The following is a 13,330-nucleotide window of genomic DNA, read 5'->3' on the forward strand; positions in this document are numbered from 1 at the left end:
TTTTTTTATTGATTAATGAATAAATACCGTATCGCCGGTCTCCTGGTAGTGGAACCCGTAAATGAAGGCCATGTTGCCGAGTATGTTGTGAAGTGATTCCTGCGTATAAGTGGCCGTAAACCGCGCGTTTTTAAAAGATGCAGTCGCGATTATCTTTTTATGATAACGCGCTTCCAGGCGCTTAAAAACAGCCTCCAGTGGTATATCTTCCAACACCAGCGCTCCCCGTTTCCAATCTGTTTCTCTTTCAGGACTAAAGCGATGGGTACTGAAGCGTTGTAATGCCTTTTTATAGGAAAGCCTGGTACCGGAAGATAACAGCAGGGTGCTGTCGCTGTGATGTGCCAGGGATAAGGCAATAGCTACTTTACCGGCCGACAGGCAAACATTGGTAACGTCTTCGCCGGGATATGCTTCTATATTGAAATGGGTACCCAATACGGTTGTTTGTATACCGCCGGCATTTACACGAAAGGGCGTAGTACCCGGTGCTACCTCGAAATAGGCTTCCCCGCGGAGGCTGAGGGTGCGGGCTGTATGAGGATAATTATCCGGAACGCTCAGTTCCGAGCCGGGCGTGAGCCATACCTGGCTGCCATCCGGAAGGGTAAGCTTACGCACATGAAAAGACGTATTGGCAATCTGCCTGGAAGCAAGCTGCACGGGCACCTGGGGCAAAGGGCGATGCAGCCACCATAGAGCGCCCAGGAGCATCGCTACGCTGGCGGCTACCAGCCAGCGGGTATGTAATACCCGCCATGTACGGCGTGCCGGCAACAAGTGTGGCAACTGCCGGTCGAGCGCTGCCGCCATCGCTGAGGGCATAGGCGCCGGATCGTGCTGCCATTCCTGGTCAAGCATAGCTTCCAGCGCCGCATCGTCCTGCGTTTGCAACCATTCCAATATAGCCTGGCGCTCTGCGGCCGGACTGCTTTTGTCGATATATCTTTGCCAGGTTTGTGGATCTTTCATGAGCCTTCATTTAGCATGCTACTATCTACACGTAGCATCCTTCATTTGCCTCAATACCACCTCACCGGAAAAACAGGCAATTAACAATTTGGTAACAGGGCATTATCAGGAGGGGCATCCTATATTTGTATACTTATGTCGGATACAGCTTTGTATGATAAGGAACTCGTATTTACCCGCTTATATCATGCCTCCCGCGACAGGCTGTATAACTATCTGCGCAATTATACCCACGACGATCACCTGCTGAAAGACCTGATGCAACAATGCTACCTGAAAATATGGGAACGTATAGACCATATTTACGATGTGGAAAATGCATTACCCCTGCTTAAAATTATTGCCCGCCGCCAGCTGATTGATGTGATCCGTAAACGCATGAAAGAAGATACTGCCTGGCTGGAAACGGTGAAGGAGGAAGCCGAACAGCTGTTGACCATTCCCCCGGAAAGTACGCTGCATCCCCTGGTGGCACTCGATACGGCTATTTCTCAGCTGCCGGATAATTGCCGTGAAGTGTACCTGCTACACCGGGAAAAAGGATTGTCTTACCGGGAAATATCTTTTCGTATGTCCATCTCTGTTAGTATGGTGGAAAAACATATGAGTAAAGCGATCCGTTTACTGAAACGTGACCTGCTCACCAATCCCGAATTACTCCTGGTACTGGTGGCCGTAAATAAATTGTTGTAACTGCATGCCGGGTCAGGAAATTGCTGTATTTTAATAGCCGGTTTATTGTTTCAACCTGATCTATATGAAAATACCTGTGTTGTTAACCATGCTGCTGGCCTTTATTGTAACAGGCCATGCACAGCAACTGGACTCTCTCAAATACCCGAATGGTTATCTTTACTTTCATACTTATGGCGCCGGATCGCCGGTAATTGTTTTATCTGGCGGCCCCGGCAACTCCTGCCTGCAGCAGGAAGAAGTAGCTATAGAACTCGGCAGGAAATACCGCGCCATTTTGCCGGAACAACGTGGCACCGGTTTATCGATTCCCGTACCATTTGATAGTACCACCATTACCCTGCAATCGGCGGTGGAAGATCTCTACCGGTTGTTACAACATCTTCATCTTAAACAGGCTATTTTTTACGGTCATTCCTGGGGTGCTATGCTGGCCATGAGCTTTGCCGCACGGTACCCCGATGAGGTACGGGCACTGGTACTGGTAGATCCCGGCTATTACAAATTTTCGGCCGACCTGCTCACCACGCATGTCAATAACCTGCGTTCCCATTTAGGCGTAGCGGATGTGGCATTATGGGATTCACTGGGCAAAAAGATAGCAGCTGGCAAGGGAACAGCCGAAGATTCTGCCCGGTATAACCGGACCATCCGGCTTGGTTATATTTATAACAAATCGCTGATCGACAGCTTGATGGTGAAGATCTATGCGGCAAAGCCCAACGGGACGATGCAACAACTTATGGTCAGCGATCTGAACCGCGTACATTACGATCTCAGTAAAAATTTATTTCATTACAAAGGCCCGGTGAGTATTATTGCCGGCGCCCAGGATGCACTGGCGTTTTATACGTATGAACTGAAAGTGATCCGCCCTGCCATACAACTATACTGGATCCAGCAATCCGGCCATTTTCCGATGTTTGAGCAACCCACTGCGTTTAATAAGCAACTGTGGGCCGTAATGGCTGCCTGGCCATAAATGGAAAATTATCAGCGCTAAATTCGTATCTTCTGGCTCTATATCATCCTGATATTAGCACAGTAGACCGGCATTGCTCAAAATACCCCGTATTAACACCAACATATATTGTAAAAAACGTTTCAAAACAATGCAACTATGAAAGTAGGTATTATCGGATCCGGCGACGTGGGACAAACGCTGGCCACCGCATTTTTAGCTGAAGGACATGAGGTAATGCTGGGTACCCGTAACCCGGATAAAGAAGAAGTGAAGAGCTGGAAAAATAAAAATCCGGAAGGCCAAACCGGTACCTTCGAGGCTACTGCCCAATTCGGAGAAGTGCTGGTACTCAGCGTTGCCGGCAGCGCGGCGGAATCGGCCGTGCAACAGGCCGGCCTGTCCAACTTCGCCGGCAAAGTGGTGATCGACACTACCAATCCCATTGCAGCCGCACCACCTGAAAACGGGGTGCTGAAATTTTTCACAGAGCAGAACAGTTCCCTGATGGAAAAAATTCAGGGTCTTATCCCCGAAGCCAGCGTGGTAAAGGCTTTTAATAGCGTAGGGAATGCGCTGATGTACAAACCGCAATTGCCGGGAGGAACGCCTACCATGTTTATTTGTGGCAATAATGCCGCTGCCAGGATAACGGTAACGGATATACTGACGGCCTTTGGCTGGGAAACGGAAGATATGGGCACTGCGGTGGCCGCCCGCGCCATAGAACCGTTATGTATCCTGTGGTGTATACCGGGCTTTTTGCAGAATAGATGGAACCACGCCTTTAAACTGCTGAAGCCGTAGCAACCACCAGGCTAGATATCCATAAACTCCCAGGCACTCTGGTAAGCGTTTTTACTTTCTGCATAGCTGATAAAGCTGGCATAAAATCCAAACCCCGACAGGGTGCCGCTATCACCTATTACCACCAGCTTCTTACGGGCACGCGTCATAGCGACGTTCATGCGGCGGGTATCCGACAAAAAGCCGATGTTGTTTTCCGTATTGCTCCTGGTCATACTGATATATACAATATCCCGCTCCTGTCCCTGGAAGCTATCGATGGTATTCACGGATATTTTATCAGCATAAGGTTGCAGCCCCGGTGAGTGCTGCAGCTGTTCTTTTAGTAACTGTATTTGTTGTTTATAGGGAGAAATAACTGCCACCGTAGGAAAATCTTTCGGCTGGTAATACACGCCCAATGAGGCTACCAGCTGGGTGAGATGTTTAAACAGGAACACAGCTTCTTCCGGGTTGGTAGTACTGGTGCCTTCCAGCTTTTCATCAAAGCCGCAACCGGCGGTATCTACAAACGACAGCGGACTGTCTTCCGAAAACAGGAGATGACCGGCCACGGAAGCATGTGCTTTCAGTTTGTCTCCGTAGAAAATACGGGAAGAATATCCCATAATGGTTTCGTGCATGCGATACTGCTCCTCCAGCAGGGTAACGCTTTCGGGGTATAACGCCGTACACTTTTCCAGCAGGGTGGTACTTAGCCCTTTCCGCGCAGCTTCGTCCGACTTAACCGTGGGTGACAGCTGGCAATGGTCGCCTGCCAGCACTACTTTCTGTGCTTTCAGGATGGGGATCCAGCAGGCTGGTTCCAGCGCTTGTCCCGCTTCGTCGATTACAACGGTATGATAGCGCTGATGCTTTACAGTATAGTGGTTGGCTCCCACCAGGGTAGCGGTGATGACCTGCGCTTTGGCAATGAGGTCGTCGATGATATATTGTTCGGTATTACCGACTTCCTTCATAATTTTGCGGGCTTCGTCGAACAGGGCTTTGCGTTGTTCCCTTTCCGCCTTTCCGAAGTTGCGCTTGTATTTGTGGGCCATGTCCCTGAATTCGTTGGCCTGTTTTTTCAAACGCTTAATTTCCTTCACACTGGGGTGCTCCGATACTTTGCTGTCGAGCGTGAGCGACATGAGTCGCTCGGATACCCGGGCAGGGTTGCCTACCCGTAATACATGGAGTCCTTCATCCGACAGCTTTTCGCTGAGCAGGTCTACGGCCGTGTTGCTGGGGGCTACCACCAGTATCTGCTGGCCATCCTGGCGGATAAGCGCCTTAATGGCCTGTACCAGCGTAGTAGTTTTACCGGTGCCGGGAGGGCCATGTACGATCGCCAGGTCATTGGCAGTCAATATTTTTTGAACGGCTGCCTGTTGGGAGGCATTCAATGCAGGATGGGTATAGGTTGGCAGGTCGGTATGAAAAGCGGGCGACATTTCCCCTGTGAGGATTTTTACCAGGTGTGCGCTGGGGTCCTTGTCCGGCAGGGCATCCGCCTGTTTAAGGGCCGCCTGCATTTCGTCGTAACTGTTATCATCAAACAGCAGGTCTATGCCCAGTTTCCCGTCGTTGGCCCAATCGGGCAGCTCATCGGTGCGTAGGGTGATTTTCAGGCGGTTGCCGCTCTGGTAAGAGATGGTACCGTCTAAATGGTCGTCCTTGCGGTTATGATTGGAAAACAGCACGGCAGATGCGCCAAAACGGAGCTGATGCGGAATGTCCTGGTGGGTGGTACGCTCTATTTCAACGGTAAGATAGTCTCCCCGGCTCATTTCAGACCCCCTGATGGCAATAGGATACCAGCTTAGCCCATTTGCCCTGCGTTCGGCTACAGACGTGCTTTCGGTCATTTGCTGATAAGATTTCCGGTCTTCTTCCCGCTCTGTTTTGAGCAAATCAAGCTGCTTTTTGAAATAATCCATGGCGCAAAGGTAAGATGTTCTGGTTTGTCGCAATAGACCATCAAGAATGTCGGATTCCCCCAGCAGGAATCCTGTGGAATCGATCTAAGTTTGTATCGTCAATCACACACAAGAAAACAAACAAAAATTTAAATGTATGGAAACTCAAACATTGTATATGAACACCAAGAACCCTTCTAAAAGCGCCAATATTACCGGCTGGGTCATCACCATCCTTTGCGTATTGTTTCTACTGGTAGATGCAGTGATGAAAGTAGTTAAAGCCGCAGCTTCTGTACAAGGCAGCGCACAGCTGGGCTGGCCGGAAACCCAGGTACAGGGTATTGGCATCGTACTGCTGCTGGCTACTATCCTCTACGCCATTCCCCGTACAGCCGTATTGGGAGCTGTTTTTGTAAGCTGTTACCTCGGTGGGGCCGTGGCCGTTATGAGCCGGTTAAACGCACCTTATTATTTCCCTATTGTTTTCGGTATACTGATCTGGGTGAGCCTGTTCCTGCGTATTCCTGCCCTGCGTACGCTTTTTCCAGTGCAGAAAGCATAAAGCAGAAAGCAAAAAGCTATTGAGGCGAATGACCAGAGCGAGTAAATATTCGCTTAAATCATTCGCCTCAATAGCTTTTTGCTTTCCGCTTTTTCCATTATTTTTGCAATAATCCTATGAGTCGAAATACGTAACGCATTACGAACAATACGCCTTTGCCAGTCTTTCGACACGCATAAACCATGTTCATTCAAAAATTGTCAACCCTATGAATCACTACACAGCCGGAAACGGCGCTCAACAAATCAAGTTAGCTGTTGATATCTCTACCAATGGATTTGCCTGGACACGATGTTTTACCATTGCGCCAGACAATATCAAATTGCCCATACCGGATGCGGTATCGGATGCCTCCGGCGATATCAATACCATGGCGGTCGGCAGCGCCAAAAACCTGCAGGGTAGCTTCGTGCATATCGTTACCAAGGTTGAGTTGTTTTGGGATGATATCGATACCCGGAAAATTGAATTCGGGAAGATAGGCACCCACTATACACTCGATGGCGGTACAGACGGGCGCAAAGAATTTACCACGCCGGATCAGACCCTCAACGCCAACGGCGATTTTACGACGATCTATATTTTGATGACTGTTAAACTGGACTAATCATGCCGCTATATAAATACCTACTGACAGGCCTGTTGATGATGGGGGCCAGTCAGCAGCTTTTTGCACAGGAAACCACCGCAGATAAACTCAGCATACCCCAAACCAGCGCTTTTAAGCTGGTAGATGTATCGCCTACCCTGATTGAATCTCCTGCTACGCCTAAGGCTTTCGGGATATCAGTATTACAGAGTTTTGCGGGGGATGGATGGCCGCAGAATTACACAGCCCAATTTACACCGTACTGGTGGGCACTCCCCAAAAAGCGGGATGTCTTCCGGTTTATAGGCGTAAAGAGAGATACCAGTCGCCCTGCCGCCGCCTGGAAAATGCAACCTTTTTCTGCCCTGCAATTCACCAATATTTCGGTAGCCTTTATCAGGAAAGATATGATCCCGGATACTTCCGGGCTGTCACAGAAAGTGTTTTCTATTGGCTTTCATTCTACCCTGGTACGGGCTTACCGCAGCAGTTACGCTACCCGCCTGCATGCCCTGGTAGATACGCTTACACAAAAGCAGCAAGCCGACATACTGGATGCCGTGAGCTCCGATCCGGCCTATGATGCCGCGGTTACCAGCGGCGATACAGCTACGATTGCCCGCATTCTCCGCCAGTATACCACCCGCAAAAATGAAGCGCTGACCGCCCTGATGACCCGGGTGAAAAACCAGCTGACAGAAAAACCGCTTTTTCAATGGGATATTGCCGGCGCCTATGCTACCTACGGCATCGCAGATACTACCTGGAAAACAGGAAGGGTAGGGGTTTGGACTACTTTGTCGCTCAATACCCCGCTCAATTTTGATGCAGCGGTACCTAATACCAATTACCTCAGCATAGCCGCCTATGGCCGGTATATGTATGATGCTTATGCGCTGGAGAAAGGTATGGTGACGGGCTCCAACAGCTTCGACCTGGGCGGACGCCTGTCGTTTGAATTTGATCCCGTAAGTTTCGGCGTGGAAGCCGTTTACCGCAGGTACGCAGTGGATGAACACCTGAAATCGCAGCGGGTGGTGGGTTACGCCAACTACCGGATCGCAAAGAATATCTATATCAATGGCGCCTTTGGCAATGACTTCGGATTGGATAAATCCCGCATTCTCGCCATCTTCGGTATCACCCTGGGGTTTGGTAACGAAAAGCTGGACCTGGGCCAGCTGCCACCATTACCCTGAGTATGACCAACATACACTACCTGCTGTGGCGGGTGTTCACAGCAGGTAGTGTACACTGCTTAGGCCAGCGCCGCATAGCGCCTGCCCTCCGGCCGTAATGCCCAGGATATTACGGCAAATGCCAGGAATAACAACGGGCCTATCAGCTTTACAGCACTATCGCCTACCGCCAGGTGGGAAAATGCCGCCCCGCTCAAATCAAATACTGCCCCTGCATAGGCCCATTCCTTTAATCGTGGCTGCCCCGGTACCGCAATGGCAATTGCCCCCAATATTTTCCATATACCCAGGATTACAGAGAAATAAACGGGATATCCCAGGTGCGTCATTCCCGCTATGACCGCCGGTAGCCGGAGTACATCGCCTACCCCGCCGGACCCCAGCTGGAAAATAACAAGTGCAGTAGCTATCCAATAAATAATGATACGGGTCTGGTGTTTTTTTTGTTCTTTCATAACAGTTGTTTCTTGAATAAGAACTGACACCACCGGAATTGGACAGGTTAAACAACATTTTTTTATGTGAGCTGATTTATTTTCTCCCGGATACCTTGTTTTTCTACATCCGTTTTAGCCAAGTCGTACGCCTTTTGCAGGTGTGATAAGGCTTTGGCATTATCCACTTCTTTATACAGTTCGCCCAGCAACAAGAAATAAAAATGATTATCTGTTAGCTGTAATTTCTCTGCTTCAATTAAAGCCGCTTCCCGGCCATTGGCTTTATACAGGGCAAAGGTCCTGTTGAGCGCTACGCTGGGGGAATAGTTGATGAGTAATAACTGGTTATAGAGTTGAAGGATTTCTTCCCATTTTTCGTGGCTGTCTTCTTTGATACAATGCCAGTAGGCAATGCGCGCTTCCAGGTGATAAGAGCTGATTTCCTGGCCCTGGGCAGACAAGCCCAGGAAATGTTCTCCCTGGTGAATGAGTGCCTGGTCCCACAAGGCTTCGTCTTGCGCTTCATATAATACCATGGTATCATCGGGCGCCTGCCGGGCGCCGAACCGGGAGGCATGAAAACACATGAGGGCAATCAACGCATTGGTGGCAGGAAGATTGGTCGCCTCATATTCGGTGAGCATGAGTCCCAGCCGTAATGCTTCCACACACAGGTCTTTCCGCAAGATCTGGTTCTGCGTCTGGGAGTAATACCCTTCGCTGAAAAGGAGGTAAATGATGTGTAATACGTTATCCAGCCGCTTCACAATTTCATGTTCAGGGGGCAGCTCCATCTTTATTTGTTCGGTGCGCAGTTTTTCCTTGGCCCGGAACAACCGCTTATTGATGGTTTCCTTATTGGAAAGAAATGCTTCGGCAATTTCTTCTATACCAAAACCGCAAAGGATGCGCAACGCTAACCCAATCTGCGCTTCGCTGGCAATGGCGGGGTTGCACACGGCAAACAACATTTGCAGCTGGCTGTCTTTAATCTGCTGAGGCGAAAATTCCAGCGCATCGCCTTCGGTACTTTTTTCGTTCCTGTAAGTAATTTCCGGTAACACCTTCTGCTCGTAGATTTTATTTCTCCGGAAGTGGTACAGCGTTTTTTGTTTAGCCACCATATACAACCAGGCAGTGGGATTGGCAGGCATCCCCTTTACCCCCCAGGTTTCTGTGGCCTGTAAAAAAGTTTCGCTAACAATATCCTCTGCCAGTTCTATATGTTGTAATCCATACAGGTGGCTGATAACAGCTACCATCTTGGCAAATTCCTGTTGAAATAAATATTTGAGTGAAGCGGTTTCCTTTTCCATATGATATGGCAAAAACCACTCTCTGTGGGAGTGGTTTTTTGTGAACAGATAGGTTGATTTATTGCATGATAGCCCTGATTTCTACACTACCGTTGGCATCCAGTGCGGGACAGCCATGCGCCAGCGTGGTAGCTTCTTCCAGGGTGTCGGCTTTTACAATCATAAAGCTACCCAGGCGTTCCCTGATTTCTACAAAGGGCCCATCGGTGATCACGCCACCGGCCTTCAATACCTTACCATCGGTTTCCAGCCGGCGTCCGGTGGCGCCCAGTTTGCCCTGGGCGGCAATACCGCCTACCCAGTCGGCCCATTTTTTTCCAATAGCTTGCATCTCTTCTGGAGTAGCCTGACTGTAATCATAACTGGGCTGGCGGAATATTAACATGAACTCTTTCATGACGTATTATTAGTTTAAATAGTGAATGAATGTACGATTAAATTATTAGTTGGCTTTTGCGTTAAACATGCCTGGCTGATAATTGCCGGCTACCGGGCGGAAAGCGATATTGATGCGGTTATAGCCACTGATGGTGATCGCCGCGATGGTTAAGTCGATCAGCTCTTCTTCAGAAAATTCCCGGCGGGCGGTTTCATATATGTCATCCGGCGCCTCGTTGGCATTGATGGCTTCTACCCAGGCAAAAGCGGCGCGTTCGCGGGTGGTGTACACAGGTGATTCTTTCCATGCCGGCAACATATACAGGCGTTGCTCTGTTTCGCCCATCGCGCGCAAATCTTTGGAGTGCATGTCTAAGCAATAGGCGCAGCCATTGATCTGTGATATGCGGAAATAAATCAGGTGAAGCAGCGGTTGTTCAATGCTGGATTTACCCAGGTACATGCCTAAGCCAAATAATGCTTTTAGTGCAGATTGTCCTTTTTGCAGATAATTAATTCTAGGTTCCATGATGTCGTTATTTAATTATTGAATGTTTGTGTTTATACTTCAATAATGCTCGGGTAAATCCGAATTGGACATCTAGCTGGAAAAATTTTCAAAAAAGTTTTAATTTCCTTGTAAATCCGCTACAGTACAGCACTTTAATTTTCCAATAAAGCTACTTTTGCCGCCATGCCATCCACTTTTTGGTTAGCTTCATCAGCAATAATGGCATTTCTACCGGCCCATTGCATTAGCTCCGTATTGTGCTGGTCAGCGGCAATCTGGGCTATGCGGAAGTAAGTATATGCCAGCAGCTCCGGCACCCGCGATACACATTGCAGGGCGCGTTGATAATAGCCCAGAGCTTCTGTAGGTTTATTTTGTGTGCTCCTGATCCGCCCCAGCTGATACAACAGCGAAAATTCCACCCCGGCGGTGTCATGGGTAATACCCTCCTTTAAATAGGAATGTGCCAGGCCAGCCGCTTCATCGTCCTTACCATCCATCCGCAGGCGGAGCACCCGCCCTGGTTTCGCCTGGGCATAAGCTATCCGGGCCAGCGAATCCTCCCAGTGCAATACCTTAAAATAAGGATCTACCTGCACTGATGCTACAGCGCTGTTTACCGGCAGCTGAAATGTTTCACTGCGGGCGGCGATGCTAATGTTTTCCGTAGACTGATGCCCATCTTTATAAGTAACCAGTACTTCCAGCGGTAACTCGTAAAGGCTGTCTTTTTGGGTAATGGTTAGCTGGAGATGATTACCTTGTTGTTGCCACTGTTGCTCCCAGGCCGGTGCCCCGGTACGTTCGAACCACTGCTGGTAAAACCATTGTAAACTGCGGCCATGGGCGGCAGCTATTTCCTGGAGGAACTGGTCCCAGCTTACGCCTTCATGACTGTACTTTTCGCCGATGGTTTGCATGGCTTTGTGGAAAACAGGTTTCCCTACCACATTGGATAATAATTCCAGCGCCAGGAATCCCTTACTATCTCCCAGTGTATGACCATTGCCGCCGGTGAGCGCCGGCAAAGGTTCATCATTACCCGCTGCCACATTTTTAAGATAGCCCAGCCCACTCTGATCCCGGAGGTAGCCGGCATACCCGGTTTTCCGATAATAAATGGCATGCGCACTATCAAAATGGCTCACCACCTGCAGGGAGCCATACTGCGCCATGCCTTCCGACAGCATGTCGGCGCCTCTGAGGCCCTTCGACAGGATCTTGTTGCCCCACCACTGATGCCCTATTTCATGGCCAAAAAGGGCGTAGTTAAATTCATGCAGTGCGCCGGTGGGCATCACTACGCCGCCTAATACACTGGCGCCACCAATACCCGTGCGCTCGGATACCGCATCCGGAAATTCGATGATGGAAAAATTGGGGATGGTTAAAGGACCGAATAGGGTGGTGAGATATTCCAGTACCATAGCGGCCTGCCGGGATAATTGGCTGCCATTCACACTTTTACTGAGACTATAAGTATAAAAAGGATACTTACCCTGGTAGTCTTGCCGGGTATAATGGCCAATATAAAGAGAGAAGATATCGGGCTGGTCGTACCGGAATTCGGTCGTTTGTCCCGCGCCTGCCGGAGTGGCGGAGCTCATCCTGCTGGCTGCCATTACGGGCATAAAGCCGGTAGGAGCGGTTACCCGGATAGTGCCGTTGCCCCGTATGGCGTTGTCGGTACCATCGGCAGCGCGCGCCATCACCTGTGGGTACCATGCAGAGCCGTATCCACCGGCCATACAGAAGCTGCTGTCGATATAAAACTGGAAAGCCGGTGCAGCGCCCCGGTCCAGGGTATAGCTAAAGCGTAAGACCGTGCCTTCTGGCAGCGGGTGGTTAAAACGCCAATGATAAACAACATCGCCGGATTCGTTGGTGCTGGTGTCCATGGCGGCACTCCTGCCTTCCAGCTGCAACCGGGAATGGCCCTGGCCCCGGCTCATCACGATGGTCACGGTATCAGTAGCGGGTGTACTGGTAGCAAACCGGAGGTTGCCCGTTACCAGGAAAGCTCTCTTTTCAGGATCAGCCTGCACCTGCAACTGGTAACTAAGCTGGCGCTGGGCACATAACCACAGGGGACATAACAGGAGCAGCAAAAGGATAAGTCGGCGCATCTTTTTTTAAATACAAAGAAAAAGATCGATGACCAATAAAAATGGAACCAGATTAACTATTCAGGAGCTTCCTGAATTGATACGGCGTACTGCGATAGTGCCGGCGGAATATTCTCACCAGGTGGGAGGCATCCGAAAAGCCGGTGGCGAAGGCAATGTCGGCAATGGGGAGAGCAGTGGTAAACAACAGGAACAGGGCTTTTTTTACCCGCATTTCCAATTGGTATTCGCCAGGCGTCCTGCCTTCTTTTTCCCTGAATGCACGGGCCAGGTAAATAGGATGTACATATACCCGGGAGGCGAGTGATTGGATAGTATGATGGGTATCAAATTCGTTTTCCAGGATGGCCTTTGCTTTCGACAGCCAGGGCAGGCGGGAAGGAATTTTAACGGCACTTACATCCGACAGCCAGTCCAGGATATATTCTTCAGACATACTATCCGAAGGGTCCTGCAGGAAAGAGTATAACAGCTGGTATAAATACTGGAAGGCGCCGGTTTTGTACACGGTTAGCCTGGTGGGTAATTGTTGTAGTGGCGCCAGCTCCTTTAACCCGGGATATTTAAATTCAATATTCAGGCATCTGCCGGGAATGGCATGGAACCGGTTGGCATGTGTATAGCCAGCAGGCCGGAACAATACTTCTCCGGGACGAATGGCTTGCTGCTGGCGACCCGCTACCTCCTCATATCCACCGCTGATCAGCAGGCTGAGGTACGCATTTTCATGATAGTGATCATGCAAATGCGTATTGGGCTGATATGCGGTGATATTCAGCTTGAAAAGCGCTGTTTCGTTAAACTGCTGCTCTTTACCAAAATAATGTCCGGCAGAGAGAAGGATACTCATAAGGCTGGCCGGTGAAAGAATAGCGTTA

14 protein-coding genes are annotated in these 13,330 nt (G+C 49.6%); 6 read left to right on the forward strand and 8 right to left on the reverse strand.

What is annotated here, in order from left to right; genetic code table 11:
• Window positions 1–12 precede the first annotated feature (12 nt).
• Window positions 13–972: a FecR family protein gene (locus tag HGH91_RS17345; RefSeq protein ID WP_168740077.1), complete on the reverse strand. Its 960-nt coding sequence runs from the start codon at window positions 970–972 to the stop codon at window positions 13–15.
• A gap of 135 nt (window positions 973–1,107) precedes the next feature.
• Between HGH91_RS17345 and HGH91_RS17350 the strand changes: the two genes are divergently transcribed.
• The 3 genes from HGH91_RS17350 to HGH91_RS17360 all read left to right on the forward strand — a co-directional run bounded on the left by HGH91_RS17350 (window position 1,108) and on the right by HGH91_RS17360 (window position 3,433).
• On the forward strand, window positions 1,108–1,665 hold the full coding sequence (locus tag HGH91_RS17350; RefSeq protein ID WP_168740078.1) for an RNA polymerase sigma factor: 558 nt from the start codon (window positions 1,108–1,110) through the stop codon (window positions 1,663–1,665).
• Between the two features lie 64 nt (window positions 1,666–1,729).
• Window positions 1,730–2,647 (forward strand): alpha/beta fold hydrolase, encoded by a 918-nt coding sequence (locus HGH91_RS17355; RefSeq protein WP_168740079.1) that lies wholly within the window; start codon window positions 1,730–1,732, stop codon window positions 2,645–2,647.
• A gap of 138 nt (window positions 2,648–2,785) precedes the next feature.
• Window positions 2,786–3,433, forward strand: a complete 648-nt coding sequence (locus HGH91_RS17360) for an NADPH-dependent F420 reductase (protein WP_168740080.1) — start codon at window positions 2,786–2,788, stop codon at window positions 3,431–3,433.
• An 11-nt stretch (window positions 3,434–3,444) separates the two neighbouring features.
• Here HGH91_RS17360 and HGH91_RS17365 read toward each other — a convergent pair whose 3' ends face one another.
• The gene (locus tag HGH91_RS17365) at window positions 3,445–5,352 is read right to left on the reverse strand and encodes an AAA domain-containing protein (protein ID WP_168740081.1); all 1,908 of its coding nucleotides are present in this window, start codon (window positions 5,350–5,352) and stop codon (window positions 3,445–3,447) included.
• A gap of 136 nt (window positions 5,353–5,488) precedes the next feature.
• Between HGH91_RS17365 and HGH91_RS17370 the strand changes: the two genes are divergently transcribed.
• From HGH91_RS17370 to HGH91_RS17380, 3 genes are all read left to right on the forward strand, one after another.
• Window positions 5,489–5,896: a DoxX family protein gene (locus HGH91_RS17370; RefSeq protein WP_211092344.1), complete on the forward strand. Its 408-nt coding sequence runs from the start codon at window positions 5,489–5,491 to the stop codon at window positions 5,894–5,896.
• A 208-nt stretch (window positions 5,897–6,104) separates the two neighbouring features.
• Window positions 6,105–6,503 (forward strand): hypothetical protein, encoded by a 399-nt coding sequence (locus HGH91_RS17375; RefSeq protein ID WP_168740082.1) that lies wholly within the window; start codon window positions 6,105–6,107, stop codon window positions 6,501–6,503.
• 2 nt (window positions 6,504–6,505) lie between these two features.
• Window positions 6,506–7,684 (forward strand): hypothetical protein, encoded by a 1,179-nt coding sequence (locus tag HGH91_RS17380; protein WP_168740083.1) that lies wholly within the window; start codon window positions 6,506–6,508, stop codon window positions 7,682–7,684.
• A 59-nt stretch (window positions 7,685–7,743) separates the two neighbouring features.
• Here HGH91_RS17380 and HGH91_RS17385 read toward each other — a convergent pair whose 3' ends face one another.
• From HGH91_RS17385 to HGH91_RS17410, 6 genes are all read right to left on the reverse strand, one after another.
• The gene (locus HGH91_RS17385) at window positions 7,744–8,139 is read right to left on the reverse strand and encodes a DoxX family protein (RefSeq protein ID WP_168740084.1); all 396 of its coding nucleotides are present in this window, start codon (window positions 8,137–8,139) and stop codon (window positions 7,744–7,746) included.
• 62 nt (window positions 8,140–8,201) lie between these two features.
• Window positions 8,202–9,437 (reverse strand): RNA polymerase sigma factor, encoded by a 1,236-nt coding sequence (locus HGH91_RS17390; protein ID WP_168740085.1) that lies wholly within the window; start codon window positions 9,435–9,437, stop codon window positions 8,202–8,204.
• A 58-nt stretch (window positions 9,438–9,495) separates the two neighbouring features.
• Window positions 9,496–9,834 (reverse strand): YciI family protein, encoded by a 339-nt coding sequence (locus HGH91_RS17395; protein WP_168740086.1) that lies wholly within the window; start codon window positions 9,832–9,834, stop codon window positions 9,496–9,498.
• A gap of 45 nt (window positions 9,835–9,879) precedes the next feature.
• Complete coding sequence (locus HGH91_RS17400) at window positions 9,880–10,344, reverse strand: carboxymuconolactone decarboxylase family protein (protein WP_168740087.1); 465 nt, start codon at window positions 10,342–10,344, stop codon at window positions 9,880–9,882.
• Between the two features lie 134 nt (window positions 10,345–10,478).
• Window positions 10,479–12,452 (reverse strand): M1 family metallopeptidase, encoded by a 1,974-nt coding sequence (locus HGH91_RS17405; protein WP_168740088.1) that lies wholly within the window; start codon window positions 12,450–12,452, stop codon window positions 10,479–10,481.
• Between the two features lie 52 nt (window positions 12,453–12,504).
• Complete coding sequence (locus HGH91_RS17410; protein WP_168740089.1) at window positions 12,505–13,302, reverse strand: helix-turn-helix domain-containing protein; 798 nt, start codon at window positions 13,300–13,302, stop codon at window positions 12,505–12,507.
• Between the last annotated feature and the right edge of the window lie 28 nt (window positions 13,303–13,330).

Source organism: Chitinophaga eiseniae (assembly GCF_012641265.1).
Taxonomy (GTDB): Bacteria; Bacteroidota; Bacteroidia; order Chitinophagales; family Chitinophagaceae; genus Chitinophaga; species Chitinophaga eiseniae_A.

Coding starts and splice junctions, on each gene's coding strand:
- HGH91_RS17400 (WP_168740087.1), bottom strand. CDS start 10,344: ATGGAACCTAGAATTAATTATCTGCAAAAAGGACAATCTGCACTAAAA.
- HGH91_RS17410 (WP_168740089.1), bottom strand. CDS start 13,302: ATGAGTATCCTTCTCTCTGCCGGACATTATTTTGGTAAAGAGCAGCAG.
- HGH91_RS17375 (WP_168740082.1), top strand. CDS start 6,105: ATGAATCACTACACAGCCGGAAACGGCGCTCAACAAATCAAGTTAGCT.
- HGH91_RS17360 (WP_168740080.1), top strand. CDS start 2,786: ATGAAAGTAGGTATTATCGGATCCGGCGACGTGGGACAAACGCTGGCC.
- HGH91_RS17345 (WP_168740077.1), bottom strand. CDS start 972: ATGAAAGATCCACAAACCTGGCAAAGATATATCGACAAAAGCAGTCCG.
- HGH91_RS17370 (WP_211092344.1), top strand. CDS start 5,489: ATGGAAACTCAAACATTGTATATGAACACCAAGAACCCTTCTAAAAGC.
- HGH91_RS17395 (WP_168740086.1), bottom strand. CDS start 9,834: ATGAAAGAGTTCATGTTAATATTCCGCCAGCCCAGTTATGATTACAGT.
- HGH91_RS17350 (WP_168740078.1), top strand. CDS start 1,108: ATGTCGGATACAGCTTTGTATGATAAGGAACTCGTATTTACCCGCTTA.
- HGH91_RS17390 (WP_168740085.1), bottom strand. CDS start 9,437: ATGGAAAAGGAAACCGCTTCACTCAAATATTTATTTCAACAGGAATTT.
- HGH91_RS17380 (WP_168740083.1), top strand. CDS start 6,506: ATGCCGCTATATAAATACCTACTGACAGGCCTGTTGATGATGGGGGCC.
- HGH91_RS17355 (WP_168740079.1), top strand. CDS start 1,730: ATGAAAATACCTGTGTTGTTAACCATGCTGCTGGCCTTTATTGTAACA.
- HGH91_RS17365 (WP_168740081.1), bottom strand. CDS start 5,352: ATGGATTATTTCAAAAAGCAGCTTGATTTGCTCAAAACAGAGCGGGAA.
- HGH91_RS17385 (WP_168740084.1), bottom strand. CDS start 8,139: ATGAAAGAACAAAAAAAACACCAGACCCGTATCATTATTTATTGGATA.
- HGH91_RS17405 (WP_168740088.1), bottom strand. CDS start 12,452: ATGCGCCGACTTATCCTTTTGCTGCTCCTGTTATGTCCCCTGTGGTTA.